This window comes from Streptomyces sp. NBC_01012, assembly GCF_045162755.1.
Lineage (GTDB): Bacteria > Actinomycetota > Actinomycetes > Streptomycetales > Streptomycetaceae > Streptomyces.
The window spans coordinates 2,820,420-2,844,907 of sequence record NZ_CP108688.1; the positions used below are offsets into that span (position 1 = coordinate 2,820,420).

General features: G+C 70.7%; 27 protein-coding genes. 9 read left to right on the top strand and 18 right to left on the bottom strand.

Going from position 1 to position 24,488, the window contains the following annotated elements; genetic code table 11:
- Nucleotides 1-29 precede the first annotated feature (29 nt).
- From OG623_RS12385 to ilvA, 3 genes are all read right to left on the bottom strand, one after another.
- Nucleotides 30-887: an ABC transporter permease gene (locus OG623_RS12385; RefSeq protein ID WP_406146325.1), complete on the bottom strand. Its 858-nt coding sequence runs from the start codon at nt 885-887 to the stop codon at nt 30-32.
- A complete protein-coding gene (locus OG623_RS12390; protein WP_406146326.1) occupies nt 884-1,948 on the bottom strand; it encodes an ATP-binding cassette domain-containing protein in 1,065 nt (354 codons plus the stop codon). The genes OG623_RS12385 and OG623_RS12390 overlap by 4 nt, the downstream gene beginning before the upstream one ends.
- A 163-nt stretch (nt 1,949-2,111) precedes the next feature.
- Nucleotides 2,112-3,341 carry a threonine ammonia-lyase gene (gene ilvA / locus OG623_RS12395; RefSeq protein ID WP_406146328.1) on the bottom strand — a complete coding sequence of 410 codons (1,230 nt, stop codon included), beginning with the start codon at nt 3,339-3,341 and terminating at the stop codon, nt 2,112-2,114.
- A 157-nt stretch (nt 3,342-3,498) separates the two neighbouring features.
- Here ilvA and OG623_RS12400 point away from each other — a divergent pair, with 157 nt between their 5' ends.
- Nucleotides 3,499-4,032, top strand: a complete 534-nt coding sequence (locus OG623_RS12400) for a MarR family winged helix-turn-helix transcriptional regulator (protein ID WP_406146329.1) — start codon at nt 3,499-3,501, stop codon at nt 4,030-4,032.
- Between the two features lie 48 nt (nt 4,033-4,080).
- On the opposite strand, the gene OG623_RS12405 is transcribed toward OG623_RS12400, so the two are convergent.
- Entirely contained in the window at nt 4,081-5,226 is a 1,146-nt protein-coding gene (locus tag OG623_RS12405) for a cystathionine gamma-synthase (protein ID WP_406146331.1), read from the bottom strand.
- Nucleotides 5,227-5,305: 79 nt separating this feature from the next.
- Between OG623_RS12405 and OG623_RS12410 the strand changes: the two genes are divergently transcribed.
- The 3 genes from OG623_RS12410 to msrA all read left to right on the top strand — a co-directional run bounded on the left by OG623_RS12410 (nt 5,306) and on the right by msrA (nt 7,388).
- Entirely contained in the window at nt 5,306-6,409 is a 1,104-nt protein-coding gene (locus tag OG623_RS12410) for a hypothetical protein (protein WP_406146333.1), read from the top strand.
- A 39-nt stretch (nt 6,410-6,448) separates the two neighbouring features.
- Nucleotides 6,449-6,610: a hypothetical protein gene (locus tag OG623_RS12415; RefSeq protein WP_406146334.1), complete on the top strand. Its 162-nt coding sequence runs from the start codon at nt 6,449-6,451 to the stop codon at nt 6,608-6,610.
- 67 nt (nt 6,611-6,677) lie between these two features.
- Entirely contained in the window at nt 6,678-7,388 is a 711-nt protein-coding gene (msrA, locus tag OG623_RS12420) for a peptide-methionine (S)-S-oxide reductase MsrA (RefSeq protein ID WP_406146335.1), read from the top strand.
- Here msrA and OG623_RS12425 read toward each other — a convergent pair whose 3' ends face one another.
- The 8 genes from OG623_RS12425 to OG623_RS12460 form a co-directional block, all read right to left on the bottom strand.
- Complete coding sequence (locus OG623_RS12425; protein WP_406146337.1) at nt 7,389-7,745, bottom strand: helix-turn-helix domain-containing protein; 357 nt, start codon at nt 7,743-7,745, stop codon at nt 7,389-7,391.
- 98 nt (nt 7,746-7,843) lie between these two features.
- Entirely contained in the window at nt 7,844-8,101 is a 258-nt protein-coding gene (locus tag OG623_RS12430) for a type II toxin-antitoxin system RelE/ParE family toxin (RefSeq protein WP_406146339.1), read from the bottom strand.
- Nucleotides 8,098-8,358, bottom strand: a complete 261-nt coding sequence (locus OG623_RS12435) for a type II toxin-antitoxin system Phd/YefM family antitoxin (RefSeq protein ID WP_406146340.1) — start codon at nt 8,356-8,358, stop codon at nt 8,098-8,100. The genes OG623_RS12430 and OG623_RS12435 overlap by 4 nt, the downstream gene beginning before the upstream one ends.
- Before the next feature lie 99 nt (nt 8,359-8,457).
- Entirely contained in the window at nt 8,458-9,837 is a 1,380-nt protein-coding gene (gene gdhA, locus OG623_RS12440) for an NADP-specific glutamate dehydrogenase (RefSeq protein ID WP_406146342.1), read from the bottom strand.
- 290 nt (nt 9,838-10,127) lie between these two features.
- Nucleotides 10,128-10,811 (bottom strand): ABC transporter ATP-binding protein, encoded by a 684-nt coding sequence (locus OG623_RS12445; RefSeq protein WP_406146343.1) that lies wholly within the window; start codon nt 10,809-10,811, stop codon nt 10,128-10,130.
- Between the two features lie 59 nt (nt 10,812-10,870).
- Entirely contained in the window at nt 10,871-12,355 is a 1,485-nt protein-coding gene (locus tag OG623_RS12450; protein WP_406146344.1) for an ABC transporter permease, read from the bottom strand.
- Nucleotides 12,356-12,556: 201 nt separating this feature from the next.
- Complete coding sequence (locus OG623_RS12455; RefSeq protein WP_406146346.1) at nt 12,557-13,816, bottom strand: Ig-like domain-containing protein; 1,260 nt, start codon at nt 13,814-13,816, stop codon at nt 12,557-12,559.
- Nucleotides 13,817-13,997: 181 nt separating this feature from the next.
- Complete coding sequence (locus OG623_RS12460) at nt 13,998-14,423, bottom strand: hypothetical protein (protein WP_406146347.1); 426 nt, start codon at nt 14,421-14,423, stop codon at nt 13,998-14,000.
- A 111-nt stretch (nt 14,424-14,534) separates the two neighbouring features.
- Between OG623_RS12460 and OG623_RS12465 the strand changes: the two genes are divergently transcribed.
- On the top strand, nt 14,535-14,855 hold the full coding sequence (locus OG623_RS12465) for a hypothetical protein (RefSeq protein ID WP_406146349.1): 321 nt from the start codon (nt 14,535-14,537) through the stop codon (nt 14,853-14,855).
- Between the two features lie 76 nt (nt 14,856-14,931).
- On the opposite strand, the gene hutH is transcribed toward OG623_RS12465, so the two are convergent.
- From hutH to OG623_RS12490, 5 genes are all read right to left on the bottom strand, one after another.
- Entirely contained in the window at nt 14,932-16,482 is a 1,551-nt protein-coding gene (hutH, locus tag OG623_RS12470) for a histidine ammonia-lyase (protein ID WP_406146350.1), read from the bottom strand.
- A gap of 66 nt (nt 16,483-16,548) precedes the next feature.
- The gene (locus OG623_RS12475; protein ID WP_406146351.1) at nt 16,549-17,706 is read right to left on the bottom strand and encodes a diguanylate cyclase domain-containing protein; all 1,158 of its coding nucleotides are present in this window, start codon (nt 17,704-17,706) and stop codon (nt 16,549-16,551) included.
- A gap of 88 nt (nt 17,707-17,794) precedes the next feature.
- Nucleotides 17,795-18,607, bottom strand: coding sequence for an enoyl-CoA hydratase/isomerase family protein (locus OG623_RS12480; protein WP_406146352.1), 813 nt, complete (start codon nt 18,605-18,607; stop codon nt 17,795-17,797).
- Nucleotides 18,608-18,664: 57 nt separating this feature from the next.
- Nucleotides 18,665-19,855 (bottom strand): adenylate/guanylate cyclase domain-containing protein, encoded by a 1,191-nt coding sequence (locus OG623_RS12485; protein WP_406146353.1) that lies wholly within the window; start codon nt 19,853-19,855, stop codon nt 18,665-18,667.
- Between the two features lie 153 nt (nt 19,856-20,008).
- Nucleotides 20,009-20,878, bottom strand: coding sequence for a biotin--[acetyl-CoA-carboxylase] ligase (locus tag OG623_RS12490; protein WP_406146355.1), 870 nt, complete (start codon nt 20,876-20,878; stop codon nt 20,009-20,011).
- Nucleotides 20,879-21,035: 157 nt separating this feature from the next.
- Between OG623_RS12490 and OG623_RS12495 the strand changes: the two genes are divergently transcribed.
- From OG623_RS12495 to OG623_RS12510, 4 genes are all read left to right on the top strand, one after another.
- Nucleotides 21,036-22,616 carry an acyl-CoA carboxylase subunit beta gene (locus OG623_RS12495; RefSeq protein ID WP_406146356.1) on the top strand — a complete coding sequence of 527 codons (1,581 nt, stop codon included), beginning with the start codon at nt 21,036-21,038 and terminating at the stop codon, nt 22,614-22,616.
- Nucleotides 22,617-22,663: 47 nt separating this feature from the next.
- Nucleotides 22,664-22,870 (top strand): acyl-CoA carboxylase epsilon subunit, encoded by a 207-nt coding sequence (locus OG623_RS12500; RefSeq protein WP_406146357.1) that lies wholly within the window; start codon nt 22,664-22,666, stop codon nt 22,868-22,870.
- 70 nt (nt 22,871-22,940) lie between these two features.
- Nucleotides 22,941-23,069, top strand: a complete 129-nt coding sequence (gene mmpB, locus OG623_RS12505; protein ID WP_099174806.1) for a morphogenic membrane protein MmpB — start codon at nt 22,941-22,943, stop codon at nt 23,067-23,069.
- An 85-nt stretch (nt 23,070-23,154) separates the two neighbouring features.
- Nucleotides 23,155-23,766, top strand: a complete 612-nt coding sequence (locus tag OG623_RS12510; protein ID WP_406146358.1) for a nucleoside triphosphate pyrophosphatase — start codon at nt 23,155-23,157, stop codon at nt 23,764-23,766.
- A 61-nt stretch (nt 23,767-23,827) separates the two neighbouring features.
- Here OG623_RS12510 and OG623_RS12515 read toward each other — a convergent pair whose 3' ends face one another.
- Nucleotides 23,828-24,268, bottom strand: a complete 441-nt coding sequence (locus OG623_RS12515; RefSeq protein WP_406146360.1) for a hypothetical protein — start codon at nt 24,266-24,268, stop codon at nt 23,828-23,830.
- Between the last annotated feature and the right edge of the window lie 220 nt (nt 24,269-24,488).

Here is a 24,488-nt window from a genome sequence, read left to right on the forward strand (position 1 = left end):
CACACCGTCATGCCGACTTCACACCGTCATCAGGTCACTGCCGAACGGTACTTGCGGACAGCGAGCGTCCGGAACACGACGACGATCAGGACCGACCAGATCACCGACGCGAGGATCGGGTGCTGCATCGGCCAGGCGTCCGGGGTGACGAAACCCGGCGGCAGATTGCCGAACAGCTCACGGCAGGCCTGCACGGTCGCGCTGAACGGGTTCCACTCCGCGATGTGGCGCAGCACCGTCGGCATCTGGTTGGCGTCCACGAAGGCGTTCGAGATGAACGTCAGCGGGAAGAGCCAGATCAGCCCGCCCGAGGTGGCCGCCTCGGGTGTCCGCACGATCAGCCCGATCAGCGCCCCGATCCAGGAGAACGCGTATCCCAGCAGGAGCAGCAGCAGGAATCCGCAGATCACCTTGCCGATGTTCTCGTGGCTGCGCCAGCCGATGATCAGCGCGACACCGGCGAGCACGACGAGGGTCAGCGCGGTCTGCACGAGGTCGGCGATGGTACGCCCGGTCAGGACGGCGCCCCTCGCCATCGGCAGCGACCTGAAGCGGTCGATCAGCCCCTTGTGCATGTCGTCCGCGATGCCCGCTCCGGCCCCCGCGGTGGCGAAGGTGACGGTCTGGGCGAAGATCCCGGCCATCAGGAACTCCCGGTAGTCCGCCGACGAGAGGGTGCTGCCGACCTTGATGGAGCCGCCGAAGACATAGGTGAACAGCACCACGAACATGATCGGTTGCACGAGGCCGAAGATCACCATCTCCGGGATCCTGATCATCCGGATCAGGTTGCGCCGGGCGACCACCAGCGAGTCGGCCACCGACCGGCTGATCGCCCCGCGTGACTTGAGCGGCGCCGGGTTCGGCGCGTCCGTGATGGCGGTCACCGCCCGTCCTCCTTCCGGCCGCGCACGGCCTCCGTCGATCCGTCCCCGGCAGGTGCGTCCCCGGCGGGTGCGTCTTCGGCAGATGCGCCGTCGGCCGCCGCGTCCTCGCCGTTCTTCCCCAGCTCGGCTGCGTGGCCGGTGAGCGAGATGAAGACATCGTCGAGGGTGGGGCGGCGCAGACCGATGTCGTCGATCTCCACACCGTGGGTGTCGAGATCGCGGATGACCTCGGCGAGCAGCTTGGCCCCGCCGGTGACCGGGACGGTCAGCTTGCGGGTGTGTTCGGCGACGGAGATCTCACCCTTGCCGTACGTGGCGAGCACCTCGCGGGCCGGCCCGATCTCGTCGGGCCGGTGCACGACGACCTCGACGCGCTCACCGCCGGTGCGCGCCTTGAGCTGGTCGGACGTGCCGCGGGCGATGACCCTGCCGTGGTCGATGACGCAGATGTCATGGGCGAGGTGGTCGGCCTCCTCCAGATACTGCGTGGTCAGCAGCAGCGTCGTACCGCCGGCGACGAGCTCCTCGATGACCTCCCACAGCTGCTGCCGGTTGCGCGGATCGAGCCCGGTGGTGGGCTCGTCCATGAACATCACCGGCGGGGACACGACGAGCGCCGCCGCCAGGTCGAGACGGCGGCGCATGCCCCCGGAGTACGTCTTCGCGGTGCGGTCACCGGCGTCGGCGAGGTGGAACTTCTCCAGGAGCTCCCCCGCCCGCTTCTTCGCGTCGCGTGCACCCATCTGGTAGAGCTGCCCGACCATCTGGAGATTCTCGCGGCCCGTGAGGTATTCGTCGACGGCCGCGAACTGGCCGGAGAGACCGATCGAGCGGCGCACCTCGTCGGGATTCTTCAGGACGTCGATACCCGCCACCACGGCCTGCCCGCTGTCCGGCCGGAGCAGGGTGGTCAGGACGCGTACGGCGGTGGTCTTACCCGCACCGTTGGGCCCGAGCATGCCGAGGACGGTGCCTTCGGGTACGTCGATATCGACGCCGTCCAGTGCTCGTACTTCGCCGAAGGTCTTCACCAGGCCTTCGGCATGAATGGCGCCTGGCATTCGTGATTCCCCCAGTTGCTTTCGCGTGAATTCCTGAGCGGATCGTAGAGTTCCGGGCCCCTCGGGGCCGGGAACCCACCGGAGTGTTCGGCGATGAACCGTAACGCGATACATCGCGACACACAACGAGTTTCCAGGAATCCACCGCGCAGCCGACGCGGAGTCAGACCCGGATCAGATAGCCCGCGGACCGCAGCGTGGCGGCGACCTCGTCGCAGTGCTCCGGGCCCTTGGTCTCCAGGTGGAGCTCCACCTCGGCCTCGGTGAGCCCCAGCCGGGGATCGGTCCGTACGTGGCTGATGTCGAGCACGTTGGCGTCGGCGAGTGACAGCGTGGCCAGCAGCGCCGCCAGCGCACCCGGGCGGTCGGTGAGCCGCAGCCGCAGGCTGAGGTAGCGCCCGGCCGCGACCATGCCGTGCGTCAGGATGCGCTGCATCAGCAGGGGGTCCACATTGCCGCCCGACAGCACGGCGACAACCGGCCCGCGGAAGCCCTTCGGGTCGCTCAGCAGAGCCGCGACCGGGCTGGCCCCGGCCGGCTCGACGACCATCTTGGCCCGTTCCAGGCACAGCAGCAGGGCGCTGGAGAGCTCGTCCTCGGTGACCGTACGGACCTCGTCGACCAGCTCCTGGACCAGGGGGAACGTGAGGTCCCCCGGGCGGCCCACCTTGATCCCGTCGGCCATGGTCTGCACCGCGTCGAGCGCCATCGGGTGCCCTGCGGACAGCGAGGGCGGGAAGGCCGCGGCGCCGGCCGCCTGGACCCCGACGACCTTGACGTCGGGGCGCAGGGCCTTCACCGCGACCGCGATTCCCGCGGCGAGACCGCCCCCGCCGATCCCGACGACGACGGTACGGACCTCCGGGCACTGTTCGAGGATCTCCAGACCCACGGTGCCCTGGCCCGCGATGATGTCGGGGTGGTCGAAGGGGTGGATGAAGACGGCGCCGGTCTCCTCGGCGTACTCCTGGGCCGCGGCGAGCGTCTCGTCGACGACCTGCCCCTGGAGCCTGACCTCCGCGCCGTACTCCCGGGTCGCCGCGACCTTCGGCAGGGGTGCGCCGACGGGCATGAAGACCGTGGAGCGTACGCCGAGCAGCGAAGAGGCCAGTGCGACACCCTGCGCATGGTTTCCGGCGCTCGCGGCCACCACTCCGGCCGCCCGTTCGACGGGGCTGAGACCGGCGATCCGCACGTACGCGCCGCGCAGTTTGAACGACCCGGTGCGCTGGAGGTTCTCGCACTTGAAATGGACCGGCGCTCCGACGAGGGAGCTGAGATGACGGCTCCCCTCCATGCCGGTCGTTCTGGCCACCCCCGACAGCATCTTCTGCGCCCCTCGGATGTCGTCGAGGATCAGCGGAGGGTGGGGACCTGGCGTGCGGAAGCTCATGGCAGCAAGTCTTGCAGCTCGGAGCCGTCCGGGCCGTCGCATCTCATGGCGGCCTGCGGTGGTGTCCACAGGTTTGTGCAGCGCTGGTACACGTTGCCCCGTGGCCGCGTACTCTGTCCCCCACCCATCCGACACCGCACGAAGAGAGCCCCCGGCCATGCCCCCTCAGGACATGACGACTGCTGCGTCTCCTTCCGGGGGCGCGGCCCCCGGACATCCGGGAACGGACCACCTCCTCGACGTACTCCAGCACCAGGTGGCCGTCTTCGCCCGGCGTGCCGAGCAGACCCGCCTCGGCGGTGTCGGCCAGGTCCGCAACTCGATGGACAGGGCGGCCTATCTGCTGCTCAACCGGCTCGACGTGGAAGGCCCCATGGGCGTCAAGGCGCTGGCCTCGGGCATGGGGATCGACTCCTCGACCGTGACCCGGCAGGTCGCGCCCCTCGTCGACACCGGTCTGGTCAAGCGCACTTCGCACCCGGAGGACGGGCGCGCCGTCGTGCTCCAGCTGTCGCCGCGCGGCCAGTCGCGTCTGGAGGAGGTCCGCGCCTCGCGGCGTGAGCTGATGTCGCAGGTGACCGGCGAGTGGACCGAGGAGGAGCGCGACACGTTCTGCGCCCTGCTGACCCGGTTCAACACCGCGCTGGCGGCCCGCCAGGCGGCGCACCAGCCGGCGGGAGCGGAGGGCTGACCCTTCCGGGCGGCCGGAACCCTCCCCGGCCGCCCGCCCGGTCCGGTCTCAGCCCAGGGCCTGCGTGAGGTCGGCCAGCAGGTCGTCGGAGTTCTCGATGCCGACGGACAGCCGCACCAGGTCGGCCGGCACCTCCAGCGGGGAACCCGCGGCGGAGGCGTGCGTCATGCGGCCGGGGTGTTCGAGCAGCGACTCGACGCCGCCCAGCGACTCCCCGAGCGTGAAGAGCTTCGCACGGTCGCAGACCTCGACCGCCGCCTCCTCGCCGCCCGTGACCCGGAACGACACCATCCCGCCGAACGCCTTCATCTGCTTGGCGGCGATCTCGTGGCCCGGGTGATCGGGCAGCCCCGGGTAGAGGACCTGCGTGACCTTGGGGTGCCGGGTCAGCAGGTCGGCGACCTTGGTGGCGTTCTCGTCGTGACGGTCCATGCGGACCGCGAGGGTCTTGATGCCACGCAGCACCAGCCACGCGTCGAACGGCCCGGCGACGGCGCCCATCGCGTTCTGGTGGTACGCCAGTTCCTCGGCCAGCTCCGGGTCGCTGACGACGAGCGCGCCGCCGACGACGTCCGAGTGCCCGCCCATGTACTTGGTGGTGGAGTGCACGACGACATCGGCGCCGAGCGAGAGGGGCTGCTGGAGGTAGGGGCTCGCGAAGGTGTTGTCGACGACGAGGCGCACGCCCGCCTGCCGGGCCACTCCGGCGACGGCCGCGATGTCGGTGATGCCGAGCAGCGGGTTGGACGGCGTCTCCACCCAGATCGCCTTGGTACGCGGGGTGAGCGCCGCCCGTACCGCGCTCACGTCCGAGGTGTCGGCGACCGAGAACTCCACGCCCCAGCGCGACGCGACCTTGGCGAACAGCCGGAACGTGCCGCCGTAGGCGTCGTTCGGGATGACCACGTGGTCGCCGGGTGTCAGCAGCGTGCGCAGGAGGCAGTCCTCCGCGGCGAGGCCCGACGCGAAGGCGAGCCCGCGGCGGCCGCCCTCGAGTGCCGCCAGGTTCTCCTCCAGTGCGGTGCGGGTCGGGTTGGCGCTGCGGCTGTACTCGTAACCGCCGCGCAGTCCGCCCACACCGTCCTGCTTGTACGTGGACACCTGGTAGATCGGCGGGACCACGGCGCCGGTGAGGGGATCCGCCGTGTTGCCGGCGTGGATCGCAAGGGTCTCGAAGCTGTGCTGGTCGCTCATGAGGCCCGAGCGTAGTTCGTCGGGAGGGGTGTCACAGGCCACTCGCCGCGCGGCCGCCCGTCCGGGGACAATGGACCGCATGGAGATTCTCTGGGTCCTGCTCGCCCTGTGCATGCTCGCCGCCGTACTCGGCCCCGTCATGCTGCGACGCCGTGGCGGTATCCGCCAGGTCGCGCCCGGTTCGCCCGACGCCGCCGACCCCGACACCTACGGCTTCGCGCGCCAGGAGGAGCTGGACATCCGGATGCCGGGGCCCGACCAGGATCTGCTCGACGTCCTCGATGTCGTCCAGGGGACCGGGAGCTGGCGCGCCGCGTCCCAGCTGCTCGCGGGTACGCCCAAGGAGAGCGAGGTCCGCTGGCAGCGGGTGCAGGCGTTCGCCGGCGCGGCGTCCCTCGAACTGGCCCAGCGGCCCGGCGTCGGCGGGGCGTGGCTGCGGGAGTGGCGGGCCGATGCCCCGAAGGACGCGGGCGGGGCGGCGGTGCACGCGGAGTTCCTGGTCCAGCAGGCCTGGCGCACCGGCACCGTGGGCACGGACGACTTCCGGATCATCCTGGAGGAGGCCCGTACGGTCTGCGGGGACGCGGCCCTGCTGGCCCCGGGCGACCCCGTGCCGTACATCGTCGAGCTGGCCGTGGCCCGTGGCCTCGGTTACTCCCACGAGGAGTTCGACCAGCTCTGGGTGAAGATCATCGACCGTGCGCCCGCGCACATGGGCGCGCACATCGCGGCCCTGCACTTCTGGTGCGAGAAGTGGCACGGCTCCCGCGAGGAGGCCGACCGCTTCGCGACGGCGGCCGCCGCCCGCGCCCCGCAGGGCTCGCTGCTCGCCGCGCTGCCGCTGTTCGCGCTGTACGAGCATCTGCCCGAGGTCAATCTGGTGCGGGGGTTCTACAGCGGCCTCGCCGTGACGAAGGCGGTCGAGGGCGCGATGTTCGCGGTGCACGCGGCCCGCGCGGACGACCCGGTGCTCGCCCATGTCCGGCACCTGCTGGTCCTCTTCCTGGTCCGCATGGAACGCTGGTCGGAGGCGATGCACCAGTTCGTCCACATCGACGGCCATGTGGGTGCGCTGCCCTGGATCCAGAATCCCGACCCGGCCGCCGAGTACACGGTGTACCGGGCGCTGGCCGTCGCCGGTTACGAGGCGAACGGCGGCAGCCCCGCGACGCTGCTCCACTGACCCGGCAAACCCGCCATCTCCGGATTGGACCGCACACCCATGGCACGACTGATCCCGCTGATCCTGATAGCGCTCGCCGTCTGGTTCTGGCTGCGGGCGCGCAGGAAGACCGCCTCGTACATGGCTGCGTACGAGCGCCCCGCCGACCGGCACGGTGAGGGTGACGAGCAGCGCCGTGAGCCCCCGGCCCCCGCGGCCTGAGACCCGGAATCCCCGGCGCCCCCGCGGCGTTGTACGGAGCGAACACCGACCCCGGAGGAGCCCCCGCATGTTCCTGACCCACCGCACCCCGCAGCTCCCCACCCCGGAGGAGGCCCTGCGCGGTCGCCCCACCCCCGAATTCTCCGTGCCGTCCCGCCACACGGTCCTCGGCAACCCGCTGTCCGGCCCGTACCCGCGGGGCCTGGAGGTCGCCGACTTCGCGCTGGGCTGTTTCTGGGGCGCCGAGCGCAAGTTCTGGCAGACGGAGGGCGTCTGGACGACGCTCGTCGGCTACCAGGGCGGTTACACCGAGAATCCCTCGTACGAGGAGACGTGCTCGGGTCTGACCGGCCACACCGAGGCGGTCCGCGTCGTCTTCGACCCGAAGGTCGTGAGCTACGCCGACCTGCTGAAGGTCTTCTGGGAGTCCCACAACCCGACCCAGGGCTTCCGCCAGGGCAACGACGTGGGTACGCAGTACCGCTCGGCGCTCTACACCCACTCCCCCGAGCAGGCGGAGGCCGCTGCCGCGTCCCGCGAGGCGTACCAGCAGGTGCTGACCGGCGCGGGCTTCAAGGAGATCACCACGGAGATCCTCCCGGCCGATGGCCGCACCTTCTGGCCGGCCGAGGGATACCACCAGCAGTACCTGGACAAGAACCCCGACGGCTACTGCGGCATCGGCGGTACGGGCGCCACGCTGGAGTCCCCTTCGGAGACGAACTGGGGCCGGTCCTGCCCGACGGGCATCGCCCCGGCGCCCGCAGCCTCGGAGTGATCAGGCGGCCAGCCGCACCTGGACCGTAGGGACCCGGGTCGGTGCGGTCCTGGCCGTCCCGGCGGCCCGGGTCAGTTCCTGGTGGGCCAGGGACAGTACGTCGGCCAGCCCGAGACCGAGGGAGCGGGCCGCCGCGGCGAGCACCTCGGACGACGCCTCCTTGCGGCCGCGCTCGATCTCGGAGAGGTAGGGCATGGAGATGCGGGCGGTATCGGCCACGTCCTTGAGCGTCCGTCCCTGGGCGTTGCGCTCGCGGCGCAGGACATCGCCGACGACGTCCCGCCAGAGCGGCTCCCTGTCGGCGGGGACGGGGCGCAGGGGGATGACGCGGGCGTGGTCCCGCGGGTGGCTGCTCATCGTCCGAGCGTAGGAGCCGACAGCCCGGCGCGGGAAGGGAAATCCTTCCTCGCCGGGCGGATCTGCTGTCGGCAGAACGGCGGTTACCGGGCCGGCCCTCAGAGTCCCCGGTAGACGTCACTTCTGTCGACGAGGATGACCAGAACCTCGTTCTGGATCTCGTACACGACACGGAAGTCTCCAGCGCGCACCCGGTACAGGCCCTCGTGGCCCGACAGCTTCTTCACGTCCGCGCCCTCCCGCCACGGGTCGTCCCCGAGAGGCGTGATGGCGGTCAGGATGCGCAGAGCGTCCTGCCGGTCGATCGAACGGAGCTGGCGCTGAGCGTGAGCCGTGAAACGAAAGGCGTACTTCACTCGGGCCGGTCTCCACCCTCGAACAGATCCGCGATGAGTTCAGCCATGCTGACCGTCGGATCCTGACGATGGGCTTCGGCTTCCCGTGCGGCCATTTCGTCAGCCGCGGCGTCCAAGGCGTCGAGCACCTCTATGGGCACGAGCGCGGCGACCCGCTTGCCATTGCGGGTCACGACGGTCGTCCGCCCGCCCTCCGCCCTGTCGATGACCTCGGCCAGGTGGGTGCGAACCTCACGTACGGTCACAGTGTCAGCCATAAGAGAAAGTGTACGCGCGATTGCGTACACCAGCGCTTCCACCGCATGCCCCTCGTACGGCCCGGGGCCCCGGGCTCCGGGCCGTACGGCACGGGGGTGTCAGATCAGGCCCTGGGCCAGCATCGCGTCCGCGACGAGCTCGAAGCCGGCGATGTTCGCGCCGACCACGTAGTTGCCGGGGCTGCCGTAGCGCTCGGCGGTGGTGTAGCTGGACTCGTGGATGTGGCGCATGATGTCCGCCAGCCGCTCCTCCGTGTGGGCGAAGGTCCAGGAGTCGCGGGAGGCGTTCTGCTGCATCTCCAGGGCGCTGGTGGCCACCCCGCCCGCGTTGGCGGCCTTGCCGGGCGCGAAGGCGACGCCCGCGTCCTGGAAGACGCGGACCGCGTCGGGGGTGGTGGGCATGTTGGCACCCTCGGCGACCGCCTTGACCCCGTTGCGTACGAGGGTCTGCGCGTCGGCCTCGTGGAGTTCGTTCTGGGTGGCGCAGGGCAGCGCCACGTCCACCGGGACGCTCCAGACGCCGGCGCCCTCGACGTACCGCACATGCCCGCCGCGCCGCTCGGCGTACTCGGAGATCCGGCCGCGGCCGTCCTCCTTGATCTCCTTGAGCAGGGCGAGGTCGATGCCCTTCTCGTCCACGACGTAGCCGCCGGAGTCCGAGCAGGTCACGACGGTCGCGCCCAGCTGCTGGGCCTTCTCGATCGCGTAGATGGCAACGTTGCCGGAGCCGGAGACCGCGATGCGCTGGCCTTCGAGGGATTCGCCGCGCACCCGCAGCATCTCGGCGGTGAACAGGACACAGCCGTAGCCGGTGGCCTCGGTGCGCACCAGGGCGCCGCCCCAGCCGAGGCCCTTGCCGGTGAGGACACCGGACTCGTAGCGGTTGGTGATGCGCTTGTACTGGCCGAAGAGGTAGCCGATCTCCCGGCCGCCGACACCGATGTCACCGGCGGGCACGTCGGTGTACTCGCCCAGGTGGCGGTGGAGTTCAGTCATGAACGACTGGCAGAACCGCATGATCTCGGCGTCCGAGCGGCCCTTTGGGTCGAAGTCGGCGCCGCCCTTGCCGCCGCCGATCGGCATGCCGGTGAGGGCGTTCTTGAAGATCTGCTCGAAGCCGAGGAACTTCACGATGCCGAGGTTGACGGACGGGTGGAAGCGCAGTCCGCCCTTGTACGGGCCGAGCGAGCTGGAGAACTCGACACGGAAGCCGCGGTTGACGTGGATGTCGCCCGAGTCGTCCGACCACGGCACCCGGAAGATGAGCTGGCGCTCGGGCTCGCAGACGCGCTCGATGATGCGGGCGTCGACGAACTCCGGTCGCTTCGCCAGCACGGGGCCCAGGGTTTCGAGGACCTCTCGCACCGCCTGGTGGAACTCTCCCTCGCCCTGGTTGCGCCGAAGGATCTCCGCGTAGAGCGGCTCGATCACACGGTTCTCGGAGGTGCGCTGGCTGAGGGAATCGGAGCTGGCCGGCATCTGATCAAGACCTTCCGTGGGTGGGCTCTTGTGCGCCGGCGCCCCCCGTCCCCGGGGGCGCCACCGGCCCGTGGGGACCGTTGCACCGTGCAATTCTCGCAGCGGTACGCCACACCGCTCCGGAGACATCCACATAGTGGCCATGGCCGTACGCCCAGGTAGGGGCCCTTCTGTCCTCGAACACCCGTTTCTGCCGGGGCTGACGGACCTCACACCACCCGCGCCTCCCGGGTGCGCGGGTGGCGAACCTCACAGCCGGAGGAGGGCGGCCGTGAGGTCCGCGCCGGGGTTCAGGCCGGGGCGTTCTCCGTCACGGTGACCTTCCCCTTACGGATGGTCGCCACCCGGGGCGCCTTGCGGGCGAGTGAGCTGTCGTGGGTGACCATCACGAAGGTCAGCCCGTGCTCCTTCCACAGCCCGTCGAGCAGGTCCATGATCTCGTCGCGCATGGACTCGTCGAGGTTGCCGGTCGGTTCGTCGGCGAGCAGCACCTTCGGCCGCTTCACCAGCGCCCTGGCTATCGCGACGCGCTGCTGCTGGCCGCCGGACATCTCGCTCGGCAGGTGGGTGGGGCGGTCGCCGAGGCCCACGGACTCCAGCGCTTCGGCGGCCCGTTCGCGGCGGGTCCGCGCGCCCAGGCCGAGGGGGACAAGGGCGGTCTCGACGTTTTCCTGGGCGGTGAGCGTCGGGATCAGGTTGAAGCTCTGGAAGACGAATCCGATGGACTCGGCCCTGACCTTGGTGAGCCGGGACTCGGGGAGCCGGGCCAGATCGACTCCGTCGAGCTCGACGGTGCCCGAGGTGGGCCGGTCGAGACCGCCGAGCATCTGCAGGAGGGTGGACTTGCCGCCGCCGGTCGGGCCCTGGATGACGAGCCTTCCGCCGTCCTCGATGGTCAGATCGACACCGGCGAGCGCGTCGACGGGGTTCTTGCCGCGCATGTAGCGCTTGGTGACGCCCTTGAGCTGGTACACGTGTGGACTCCTGCTGCTGTACGTACGAAGAGGGAGGGGCGGGGCTTTCGGGACGCGCCCTACGCGACGCGGCGCAGCGCGTCGGCGGGGCGTAGCCGGGAGGCACGCCAGCCGCCGAAGGCGCCGGCGATGAGTCCGCCCGCCACTGCGAGGCCGACCGCGACGAGGATCGTGGTGAGGGAGACCGGCGCGGTCAGCGCGATGTCCAGGGTCTTGGAGGCGGCCTGACGGCCACCGCCGCCCATGCCACCGCCCATCGGACCGCCGCCGCCCATGCCGCCGCCTCCGCCGCCGCCCGTGGAGCCGAGCTGGGCGCTGAGGGTGGGGCTGATGGCGGTCACGACGTACGCTCCGGCGACGCCGACGGCGATACCGAGCACACCGCCCATCAGACCGTTGACGAGGGCTTCACCGATGACCTGGCGGGTCACGCGCCCGCTCTTCCAACCCAGGGCCTTGAGGGTGCCGAACTCCCGCACGCGGCGGCTGACGGCGGAGGAGGTCAGCAGGCCCGCGACGAGGAACGCCGCGATCAGGACCGCGATGGAGAGCCACTTGCCGACGCCGGCGGCCAGGTCGGAGGCGGTGGAGAGAGAGCCGGACACCGTGTCGGCGAGGTCGGCGGATGTGGTGACCGTCGTGCCGGTGATGTTCTTCTGGATGGCGGCCTTGACGGTGTCGATCTTCTGCGAGTCGGCGGCCTGGACGTAGACCGTGGTGACCTTGTCCTTGGAGTCGGCGACGGTCTGCGCCTGCTTCAGCGGGATGTAGACGTTGGCCGCCGCGTCACCGCTGTCCGCGGTGGAGACGCCGATGACCTTGTACGTGGTGCCGGAGATGGTGACGGTCTTGTCGACCGCGAGCTCCTTCTCCTTGGCGTAGGCGGAGTCGACGACCGCGACCTTGGCGTCGGTCTCGGACGCCTTGAAGGTACGGCCCTTGGTGATCTTGGAGGAGGTCAGCGGGCCCAGACCCTGCTGGGTGACATCGGTGCCGTACACGGTGAAGGAGTTGACGTCGAACGAGGCGCCGCCGCCCCTGACCTCACCCTGCGGCTGGCCGCCGCCCGAGCCGCCACCGGGGCCTCGGCCCTCGGAGGTGGCGCCCTCGTCCTGCTTGAACTCGCCGCGCTTGAACTGGCCGTCGACCTTCATGACGGTCAGGCTGAGCCCGCCGACGGCGTCCGCGACCCCGTCCTGCTCACCGACCTTGTCGACGGTGCTCGATGCCAGCGTCTGGAAGCCCTGGACCATGACCCGGTCGGTGCTCTGGGTCGCGTCGTCGTCGTCCTTCGCGTCAAATTCGAACTTGGGCCGCTCGTTGCTGCCCGAGCCGGAGCCCGGGGCGGCCGCGGCCTTGGTCACGGTCATGTCCGTGCCGAGGCCGTACAGCGATTCGAGGACCTTGTCCTGGGCCTTGGTCATGCCCGATGAGACCGAACTGACGATGATGACCAGCGCAATGCCGAGGGCGAGCCCCGAGGCGACGACGAGCGCCGCCTTTCTGCGGCGGCGCAGCTCGCGCCGGAGGTAGGTGAAGAACATGGCGCGAAGATTATGGAGCCGGTGTGATGAAGAGTTAAGTCTCCGATGAGAGAGGGATGAGAACGCCGTCACCCCTCATACGCCGGACGCGGCACCGCTCGTACGCCTGACACGGCGCCCCGTGCACGCCGAAGGCGGCGGCGCCCGGAAGGATCCGGGTGCCGCCGCCTTCGGAGGGGAAGGGGCGTGCTGCTCAGCAGGTCAGGCGGCGCCGGCCGTCCACTCCGACCAGCTCATGTTCCAGCCGTTGAGGCCGTTGTCCGGGGAGATCGTCTTGTCCGGGGAGTTCTTGACGATGACGACGTCGCCGATGAGCGAGTTCTCGTACATCCACGCGGCAGGCGTGCCGGAGTCGTCCGCACCCTTGGTGTCGGACAGGCCGACACAGCCGTGGCTGGTGTTCGCGCTGCCGAAGATCGACTTGGCGCCCCAGTAGTTGCCGTGGATGAAGGTGCCCGAGGTGGAGAGCCGCATGGCGTGCGGCACGTCCTTGATGTCGTACTCACCCTTGCCGTCGTCGTCCGTGAAACCGACGGTCGAGCCGTCCATACGGGTCTCCTTGAACTTCTCGGAGATCACCATCTGGCCGTTGTACGTCGGGTTGTCGGAGGAGCCGGCCGAGATCGGGATCGTCTTGACCGTCTTGCCGTCCCTGGTGACCGTCATGGTGTGCGCCTTGGCGTCCACGGTCGAGACCTGGTTGCGGCCGACCTTGAAGGTGACCGTCTTCTGCTGCACGCCGACGACGCCGTCGGCGCCCTCGACGCCGTCCAGCGCGAGCTTCAGCGTGACGGTGGAGCCGCCCTGCCAGTAGTCCTCGGGGCGCAGGTCGAGGCGCTGGTTGTTGAACCAGTGGCCGACGACCTCCTGGCCGCTGCTGGACGTCACGGTGATGCCGTCCTGGACGGCCTTCTTGTCCGTGATCGCCTTGTTGAAGTTGATCGAGACGGGCATGCCCACGCCGACGGTGGAGCCGTCCTCGGGGGTGAAGTTCCCGATGAAGCTGTTCTCGGGCGAGACCGTGGTGAAGGAGCTGTTGCCGTGCGCCTCACGGCCCTCGGAGTCGGCCGCCGTGGCACTGATCTTGTACGTCGTCGAACGCTCCAGCTGACCGCTGGGCTTCCAGCTGGAGCCGTCGGCGGCGAGGGTGCCCTCGACGGCGTCGCCCTCCGCCGTGGTCATGGTGACCTCGGTCAGCTTGCCCTTGGCGACGGTGACGACCGCGGCGTTGTTGATGCTCGCGTTCGTCGCGCCGTTCTTCGGCGCGATCGTTATCTGCGCCTCGGAGGTGTCCTTGGCGGCCGCCTCGTCCACCTGTGCCTGTGACGTCTTTGAGCTGTCGGCGCTCGCGCCACCGCCGTCGTCGTTACAGGCCGAAAGCACCAGCACGCCGCCGAGCAGTACGGACGCGGCCGCGAGGCCCCTGCGCCGCTTGCTGTCCGTCATCACACGCTTCTCCATCGTTGCCGATTCCCCAAGATCCCCGGGCGGGTCCGCCCGACGGCGGTTCCCCGTCAATGTCCTAAGAACACTTTGACCGGGCCTTCCGTTCCACATCCGTCCTGGATGTGGGGAACACCACTCATCGACGCGTCCCGGACCGGTGTGGTTCCCGCCGTCTTCGAGGAGTGCTCCGCGGCCGTCAGCGTTCCGTATGCCCGCCGCCTTCTTCGTCGTCCGTCTCATTGTCCTCGATCCCGTCGTACACCTCGCCCACGTCCCCGTCCTCGTCGGCGGCCTCGTCCTCGTCGGCGGCCCAGTCCTCGGCGTCGGGGTCGTAGTCGATCGTCTCGCTGCTCCAGGAGGCCTGGGCGAGCTCGACCCCGGGCACCTCGCTGACCAGGTCGAACGGGTCGAGCAACGAGGCGAGGGCCTCAGCTGCGTCTTCCCTGACCGTCTCCTCGGCATGCGTGCGTTCCTCGGTGGAGTCGTCGGCGGACGCCCCGGAGGCGGTGAAGTCGGCGGCGATGCTCTCCAGCGCGGTTCCGGTCAGGGCGTCCACGTCGCTGATCTCCAGGACCATCTCCACGCGAAGCCGAACAAATGCGGGTGTCTTCGATGTGCTCATACGCCGGAGCGTAAGGCTCCCTGGACCGGTGGCTTTCCTCCGACCCGCTGCTTTGCTTAGCATCGGCCCACGGGGCCCTCAACTGATGGTTTTCGCAAGGGGATCGATTCTGTGTCCATCGCTCGTCGCACGCTGCTGACCACCACAGCGGCAGGCACCCTGCTGTGCGCTCTCTGGTTCGTCCCCTCCGCCAACGCGACCGACGACGCGGACACCCCGAGCGCTTCGGCCGGCTCGTCCGCCGACGCCCCCGTCGCGGCCCGACAGGCCTCCGCCACGGGGGAGTTCATCTCCGGTGAGGAGCTCGCCGACACCGGGGCGGGCGTCGACACGACCCCCTACCTGGTCGGCGGCGTGGCGTCCCTGTGCGTAGGCGCGGGATTCGTCGTGTACTCGGTGCGCCGGGGCACCACGCCGCACACCGGCTTCTGAGGCTTCCGGCTTCCGGGCTACGTGAGTGCTGCCGCACGCCCCATGAGGCCGTGCGGCAGCACTCGCACGCGACAGCTCAGGCCAGCGGCCCGGTCACCGACTCGACGGCCGCGAGCAGCTTCCCCTCCCGTACGAAGGTGTCGGCCGCGTCCAGATCCGGGGCCAGGAAGCGGTCGGGGCCGGGGCCCTGCACCCCGGCGGCCCGCAGCGCCGCGATGGCGGCCTGCGAGGCGGGTGCCGGGATCAGCCCCTGGGCGGCGCGCAGTTCGACGGCGCGCGTGGCGGCGTAGAGCTCGACGGCCACGATCCGCGCGAGGCCGGTGACGGCGGTACGCAGCTTCCGCGCGGCCGACCAGCCCATGGAGACGTGGTCCTCCTGCATCGCGGAGGACGGGATCGAGTCGACGGACGCCGGGGCCGCGAGCCGCTTCAGCTCGCTGACCAGGGCGGCCTGGGTGTATTGCGCGATCATCAGCCCGGAGTCGACCCCCGCGTCGTCCGCGAGGAACGGCGGCAGTCCGTGCGAGCGGTTCTTGTCCAGGAGCCGGTCCGTGCGGCGCTCGGTGATCGACCCGAGGTCGGCGGCGACGATCGCCAGGAAGTCCAGGACGTACGCGACGGGCGCGCCGTGGAAGTTCCCGTTGGACTCGACCCTTCCGTCCGGGAGAACGACCGGGTTGTCCACCGCCGAGGCCAGCTCACGGGCGGCGACGAGCTCCCCGTGCGTGAGGGTGTCGCGCCCGGCGCCGTTGACCTGGGGTGCACAGCGCACGGAGTAGGCGTCCTGGACCCGGGGCGCGTCATCCTGATGGTGGCCGGTGAGCCCTGACCCCGCGAGCACCCGCAGCATGTTGTCGGCGGAGACGCCCTGGCCGGGGTGCGGGCGGATCGCGTGCAGCTCGGGGGCGAGGACCCGTTCGGTGCCGAGGAGGGCCTCCAGGGAGAGCGCGGCGGTGATGTCCGCGCTGGTGTAGAGGTTCTTCAGGTCGGCCAGTGCCATCACGAGCATGCCCAGCATGCCGTCGGTGCCGTTGAGGAGGGCGAGGCCCTCCTTCTCGCGCAGCTCGACGGGGGTGATGCCGTGCGCCGCGAGGAGTTCACCGGCGGGCCGCACGATGCCGTCGGGGCCCTCCGCCTCACCCTCGCCCATCAGGGTCAGGGCGCAGTGCGAGAGCGGGGCGAGGTCGCCGGAGCAGCCGAGCGAGCCGTATTCGTGGACGACGGGGGTGATGCCCGCGTTGAGCACGTCGGCGATGGTCTGCGCGACCTCGGGGCGTACGCCGGTGTGACCTGAGGCGAGCGTCTTCAGCCGCAGGAACATCAGCGCACGGACCACCTCGCGCTCCACGTGGGGGCCCATGCCCGCCGCGTGCGAGCGGACGATGTTGCGCTGGAGCTGCGCCCGCAGACCGGGGCTGATGTGCCGGCTGGCCAGGGCTCCGAAGCCGGTGGAGACGCCGTAGACCGGCTCGGGCTTCGCGGCGAGTGCGTCGACGGTCTCCCGCGCGGCACGGAGCGCGTCGACCGCGGCTGCGGAGAGCTCGACACGGGCGCCCTGGCGGGCCACGGCGACGACGTCATCGGCGGTGGTACCGGACGTCCCCACCACGACTGTATGCATATCCATATTCAGAAGCCTACGGACTGAAACCCGCCATGTCATCAGTGGTCGTGCGGTTGACCCCTTACGACCTCACCCGGGCGGGTTGCCACGCAGCCTGCGGCGGTCGTGGGGCGACCTGGGCGGGGAGTCGGCGAGCCGGATCACCTCACCGTCGCGCCCGGCGACCACCGGCCTCCTGGAGTGCGCGGCCTTCGCCTGGTACTGGGCGGCGTCGGCCAGCCGGAAGAGCCGGCGCGCGGACCTGACCGGGCCGATGTCGTCACCGGTGGACGCAACCCCGCAGGCCACCCCGTCACCGAGCTCCAGACCGACGGCCCGCGCGCAGAGCTCCTCGGACACCCGGACGACGTCGTCCGCCGGGGGGCCGACGGCCAGCAGACAGAACTCGTCCCCGCCCAGGCGGGCGGCCAGGGCGCCGGGAAGCATCGCGCCGCACAGCGAGAGCACGGAGCCGAATCGTTCCAGCAGACGGTCACCGACCGCGTGGCCATGCGTGTCGTTGACCACCTTGAGACCGTTCAGATCGCAGACGACCAGGCTGACCACTGCCCCGTCCGCGTGATGCCGGTCCACCGCCTCGTCGAGACGCAGATCCACCGCCCTGCGGTTCGCCAGGCCGGTCAGCGGGTCCGTGAAGGCCAGCTTGCGGACCTCCTCGAGACGCTCGGTCTGCGCGATGCCCGCCGCGACGACGGCGGCCAGCACGGTCGCGAAGTCCGCGTCGTCCCGGCCGAACACCGGGACCCCCGCGGGGCGGGCCACATAGAGCTCGCCCCAGGCGCGGCCGTGCAGCACGATCGGCGCCACCACACAACAGCCCCGCCCACGCCGGCGGAGCGCGGCGACCCGCTGGTGGCAGTAGGGACGCGCGCCCCGGGCCGGCGCCCCGGCTGCCGGGGCGCCGTCGGCGGTCTCCACCCAGGCGTCCGGCTCACCGCCGCCCGCCCAGCGCTCGTGCAGGAACTCGGTGATCTCCGGGAACTGGTGCACGGGGTAGGCCTCGGCCTCGGGGAACTTTTCCTCCCCCTCGGCCCGCTCCCCCGCGTTCACCAGGACGCGCAGCCTGCCCTGATCCCGCTCCCACACGGAGAGGGCGGCGAAGCTGCCTCCCAGCGCCTCGCACGCCCCCACCGCCGCGGCGTGCCAGGACTCGCGCGGGGTGCAGGCCGCCGCCATCGTCTGTGCCAGCGCAACCACGGCGCGCAGCCGCGCATCATCACCACCCATCGCCCCAGCTTATGGAGGTTTGTGATGATTTGATCAGTTGGCAGCGCTGATGATCTTCAGATCGTTCCCTGGCTCCCGTCGGCCGGGGTCACTCACCGGGCCAGCTGGGCTTCCGCTTCTCGTTGAACGCGGCGACCCCCTCGGCCCGGTCCCCGGAGAACGCCACGGAACGCCAGGCGGCGTCCTCCACCTCGAGACCGGCCCGCAGATCGAGCCCCTGCCCGAGTCGCAGAGCCCGCTTGGCCGCCCGGAGCCCCACGGGAGAGTTCGCCGCGATCCGGCCCCCCAGGGCCAGCGCCGCGTCCCGGTCCTGGCCCGCGTCCACCAGCTCGTCGACCAGGCCGAGCTCGCGCGCCTCGGCCGCCTCCACCCGCCGGGCGCTGAAGACCAGCTCGGCGGCGCGCGCCGCACCGACCCTGCGGGGCAGCAGCTGCGTACCGCCGCCGCCGGGGATGACGCCGACGGACACCTCGGGCAGCCCGACCACGGCCGTACGGTCGGCCACGATCACGTCGCAGGCCAGCGCGAGCTCGAAGCCGCCCCCCAAGGCGTAGCCGTGCACGGCGGCGACGACCGGCATCGGGAGCTCGAGCACCCCGGCGTAGGCGGCCCTCGCCGTGGGCCGCTGCCGCACGAGCTCCGCGTCGGTGAAGGAGTTCCGCTCCTTGAGGTCCGCGCCCACGCAGAAGGCCCGCTCATGGCTGGAGGTGAGCACGGTCGCCCGCACCCCCTGATCCGCGCCGAGCGCGGCGCAGGCATCGGCGAGGGAACGCGCCATACCGGTGCTCACGGCGTTCATCGCCCGAGGCCGGTCGAGCACCAGCTCGGCTACATGCTCCTGGCCCTCGTGCCGCCGTACGACGACGAAATCCCCGAACCTCTGCTCCGACGTGTCACCCATGACTCAGCACCCCTCCGGTTAACGAGCGTTACCGGAATAGTAGGTGCGACCCCGCGGTCAGGTGGAGGGCTTGCCCCGCCGGGCCAGCAGCCAGGGCTCCACCACACCGAGACCGCGCACCGGCCGCTGCCACATCGGCTGCATCCCGAAGCGGTACGCCGACGGCGGCGGCCCCTCGCCCACGCCGTGGTCGTCCTCGGCCGCCAGCCGGGCACGCTCGGCCGCCGCGGCGGTCTCCTCGGCCTCGGACGCGGGGGCGTCGCCGTTCTTGATGAGCTCGGCGGCGAACGCGCCGTCGACCAGCACCGCGTCCTTCGGCGCTATCGAGGTGAGCCGGCTGGCGAGATTCACCGTCGTACCGAACACGTCGCCCATGCGTGTGGTGACCGTGCCGAAGGCGATGCCGACCCGCAGCGCGGGCATCGTCGTGTCCTGGGCCATCGCCTCGACCAGCCTGAGCGCGATCTCGCCCGCGGTGCCCGCGTCGTCCGCGGCGAACAGGACCTCGTCGCCCAGGGTCTTGACGAGCCGCCCGCCGTGCGCGGCGACCAGGTCCGCCGAGGTCGTCTCGAAGGCCTCGACCAGTTCGCCGAGCTCCTCCTCCTCCAGCCGCCGGGTCAGCCGGGTGAAGCCGACCAGGTCGGCGAAGCCCACGGCGAACCGCCGGTCGACCATCTCCTCGTCGTCCGCCGCCTGCACCACCCGGCCCGTGGCCGCGGCGAGCTGGCGCCGCCAGACGTAGACCAGGAACTCCTGGAGCTCGGGCAGCAGCAGCTCGACCAGCGGATAGGTGACCTCGGTCCTGGTCATCCCGGGCTCGGGCGGCTCGGTCAGCCCCTCGAGGAAGGAGTCGATCTGCCACTCGGCGAGCCTGGCGGTCGTCTGCCCCGTCGACCTGGCCACCTGGATCGCCATCGGCTCGCTGAGCAGCCCGGCCTCCACCAGACCCGCGAGACGGCGCAGCGCCAGGACGTCGGCCTCGGTCAGCGCCTTGGCCTGCCCGATGTCGGCGAATCCCATCGCCCGCCAGAAACGGGACGCCAGGTCCATGGAGACCCCTGCCGTCCTAGCCGCCTGGAAGGGCGTGTAGCGGCGGTCGGCACCCAGAATGAGCGATTCCAGCCGGATGGCGAGCGGGTCGTCGGTCGGTTCAGCGGTGTGGTCGACCTCGTGGTGGGGTGAGGAATGGACCGAGGGTTCCGACGAAGGGTCGGTGTCGTCCCCGGAACTCGTGTCGTCGACGGTCACCGGCCGCCTCCTGCCCGTTCCCTGCGCACTGCCCTGCCGATCTGTCGCTGGATCGCCTCAACGATACGGCAGGTGTGCCCTGGCTCACGTCCCCGGTGGCGCGGTTCCGGAACCGTCGTACGTGACATCACCCGTCCGTGCGGGGCGACCGGATCAGGTGAGACCTCCCGACTCCCCGCGCAGGTGGACGATGTCTCCGGCCGATACGGGCTCCTGGAGCCCGTCGGCCGTGGCCAGCACGAGCCGTCCGTCGCCGTCGATCGCGACGGCCTCGCCGACGAGGGTCCTCTCGCCGGGCAGCTCGGCCCGCACCGTCCGGTCGAGCGTGGCGCAGCCCGCCGCATAGGCCGCCTGGAGCCCGCTCTCGGCGGCGTCGCCGTTCGCGTCGCGCCACCGGCCGTACCACTGTTCCAGTGAACGCAGGACCGCCCTGAGCAGAGTCTCGCGGTCGGTGGAGACGGCTCCCGCGAGCGCCAGCGAACCGGCGTGCGGGGCGGGCAGCTCGGCCGCGCGCAGCGACACGTTGAGGCCGATGCCGATGACGACGCCGTCCCCGGCACGCTCGGCGAGGATGCCCCCGGTCTTGCGCTCCGTGTCGGCGATCGTCACCAGGAGGTCGTTGGGCCATTTCAGCGCCATGTCCACGCCCGCGGCCTTCGCGAGGCCCGTCGCGGCCGCGACCCCGGCCAGCAGCGGAAGCCACCCCCACCGCTCGGCCGGCACGTCCCCCGGGGTCAGGTAGACGGACAGGAAGATGCCCGAACGGGGCGGAGCCGTCCAGCTCCGGTCGAGCCGCCCACGGCCCGCGGTCTGCTCCTCCGCGACCAGCACCGCGCCCTCGGCCGACCGGCCTTCGGCGGCACGGGCCGCGAGGTCGGAGTTGGTGGAGCCGGTCGCGTCGACGATGTCGAGCGAGGTCCACAGACCGTCGGGCTTCAGCAGCCCGCGGCGCAGCGCCGCGACGTTCAGGGGCGGCCTGTCGAGGTCCGACCAGCGATTGTGCGGCGCATCAGGAGGTGTCATGCAACCCACATTAGGTGTGGCAAACGACGCACTGCCGAACGGTATCCGCGCCGATACGCTACGGGGCAGTAGCCGTCGAGCACGTATGAGCGCCGCACCCCTACAACTGCATGTACGTACCAGCCGTCCCCGTGACCAGGCAGGGAGCCGCCACCCGATGTCCGAGCCGCAGAGCGACATCCACACCACCGCGGGCAAGATCGCGGACCTGCAGCACCGTATCGAAGAGGCCACACACGCAGGTTCCGCCCGCGCTGTCGAGAAGCAGCACGCCAAGGGCAAGTTGACCGCCCGGGAGCGGGTCGAGCTCCTGCTCGACGAGGGTTCCTTCGTGGAGCTCGACGAGTTCGCACGGCACAGGTCCACCAATTTCGGCATCGAGAAGAACCGCCCGTACGGAGACGGCGTCGTCACCGGTTACGGCACGGTCGACGGCCGTCCCGTCTGCGTGTACTCGCAGGACTTCACGATCTTCGGCGGCTCGCTCGGCGAGGTCTACGGCGAGAAGATCGTCAAGGTCATGGACTTCGCGATGAAGACCGGCTGCCCGGTGATCGGCATCAACGACGGCGGCGGCGCGCGCATCCAGGAGGGTGTGGCCGCCCTCGGGCTGTTCGCGGAGATCTTCCGCCGCAATGTGCACGCCTCGGGTGTCGTCCCGCAGATCTCCCTGATCGTCGGCCCCTGCGCGGGCGGCGCGGTCTACTCCCCCGCGATCACCGACTTCACGGTCATGGTCGACCAGACCTCGCACATGTTCATCACAGGGCCCGACGTCATCAAGACGGTCACCGGTGAGGACGTCGGCTTCGAGGAGCTGGGCGGCGCCCGCACGCACAACACCACGTCCGGCGTGGCCCACCACATGGCGGGCGACGAGAAGGACGCCATCGAGTACGTCAAGTCCCTGCTGTCCTACCTCCCGTCGAACAACCTCTCGGAGGCGCCGGCCTTCCCCGAGGAGGCCGACCTGGAGACCACGGACGAGGACCGCGAGCTCGACACCCTCATCCCGGACTCGGCGAACCAGCCGTACGACATGCACACCGCCATCGAGCATGTGCTGGACGACGGCGAGTTCCTGGAGACGCAGGCCCTGTTCGCGCCGAACATCCTCACCGGCTTCGGACGCGTCGAGGGCTACCCGGTCGGCATCGTCGCCAACCAGCCGATGCAGCTGGCCGGCTGTCTGGACATCGACGCGAGCGAGAAGGCCTCGCGCTTCGTCCGTACCTGCGACGCGTTCAACGTGCCGGTCATCACCTTCGTCGACGTGCCCGGCTTCCTGCCCGGCGTGGATCAGGAGTACGGCGGCATCATCCGGCGCGGCGCCAAGCTGATCTACGCGTACGCGGAGGCGACCGTCCCGCTGATCACGGTGATCACGCGCAAGGCGTTCGGCGGGGCGTACGACGTCATGGGGTCCAAGCACCTGGGCGCCGACCTGAACCTGGCCTGGCCGACCGCACAGGTCGCGGTGATGGGGGCCCAGGGCGCGGTGAACATCCTGCACCGCAGGACCATCGCGGCGGCCACCGACCCCGAGGCCACCCGGGCCGAGCTGATGACCGACTACGAGGACGCCCTGCTCAATCCGTACGTCGCGGCCGAGCGCGGCTACGTCGACGCGGTGATCATGCCGTCCGACACCCGGGCGCACCTGGTGAAGGGCCTGCGCCAGCTCCGTACGAAGCGTGAGTCGCTGCCGCCGAAGAAGCACGGCAACATCCCCCTCTAGGGGTGGTCCGAAGCCCCCTCACCCCTCCAACCCCACCGGGAGTCACCATGATCAAGGTCGTACGGGGTAATCCCACCCCGGAGGAGCTCGCCGCGGCTCTCGCCGTGGTCCGGGCACGTGCGGCGGCGGTGGCCGCCGTGCCGTCCGGGGCTCCGCTGCCGCCCGAGCAGTGGTCGGACCCGGGGCGCATCGCCCGCCGGGGCACACTGCGGCCGGGGCCCAGGTCGTGGGCGCGGACGTACTGGCCGGCCTGAGAGTGGGCAGGGCGGCGCTTGAGTACGCGTACTCAGGCGCCGCGGCCGTCTCCGGAGCACCATCGGACGCATGCTGTGGTCCGACCCCGAGAACAAGCCGCCGAAGGAACTGCGCGACGCCCAGGACATGATGCGCCGTGCGGGGCTGCTGCTCGCGCTGGCCATGGTGGTGGCGATGTTCGTGCTGGGCACCCGCTGAGGCCCTCGGAGATGCGGCTGACGCCCTCGGAGGCACGGCTGAGGCACGGCTGAGGCGTCCGGGGCCTCTTCCGGCCCGCCTTACGATGGCGGGCATGACTGATCAGCGCCGACTCGTGCTCGCCTCCGCCTCCCCCGCCCGTCTCGGCCTCCTGCGGCAGGCCGGTTTCGCCCCCGAGGTGATCGTCAGCGGTGTGGACGAGGACGCGCTGAGCGCCCCGACCCCGGGCGAGCTCGCGCTCGTCCTGGCCGAGGCGAAGGCCGCCGCGGTGGCGGCCCGCCCCGAGGCATCCGGTGCGCTCGTCATCGGCTGCGACTCGGTGCTCGATCTTGACGGCGAGGCGCTCGGCAAGCCCGCCGACAGCGAGGAGGCCACCGCCCGCTGGAAGTCCATGCGCGGCCGGTCGGGCATCCTGCAGACGGGGCACAGCGTCATCGACACGGCCACCGGCCGTACGGCGTCCGCGACCGCGTCCACCGTCGTCAGGTTCGGCGAGCCGTCGGACGCCGAGGTGGCCGCCTACGTCGCCTCGGGCGAGCCGCTCCATGTCGCCGGGGCGTTCACCCTGGACGGCCGCTCGGCACCGTTCGTCGAGTCGATCGAGGGCAGCCACGGCAACGTCATCGGGCTCTCACTGCCGCTGCTGCGCCGGCTCCTCGGCGAACTGGGCGTATCCGTCACCGACTTGTGGGTCTGACGCACCGTCTCCCCCACATCGCCCACATCGCCCGCAGCCCCGCATCACGGACGCGCGGGCGTCACACCGGCTCGGGAGCCGCCCCGGTGCCGGTCTTCACCGCTTCCGGTTCGCGCCGGTCGAAGGCCACCAGGGTCAGCACGATCAGCCCCAGGACGACCATCAGGAACACGAAGGCCGCCCAGCCGATCAGCCCCACCGCCAGGGCGCCCAGCACCCCGTGGACGACCGCACAGGCGATGAGGGCGATCCGGCCGGGGCGACCCGGAGCCCGGTCGCGTATCCCCGCCAGGAGCGGTATCAGCCCGCAGAGCACCAGCAGGACGCCGGAGACCGCGCCCATCACCCACGCACCGGTCACCATGGCGTCCGGATCGACCCCGGCCAGGGACATGCTCTGGTTGTCGGCGACCGTCGCGAGGATGCCGTTGACGATCACGATGCCCACGGCTTCCGCGAACAGCACGACCGCCGTCACGAAGGCCACTGGTCTGCGCACCACCGCACCCACCCCCTGTTACCCGTAGTACGTCCGATACAGCGCGGACCTTACTAATCGGTAATGCCGGGGACAAGGGTTCGCGCACAGCCCGGACGGCCCCCGCACCACCCCGATGCCGAGGCAAAGATTCCCTCGGCCGTTCGTAGGGACTCCACAAAGAAACGCCGCGCGCCGTTGACCGTACGGACAGAGACTTGAGCCACACTTCGTGGCTACTGTG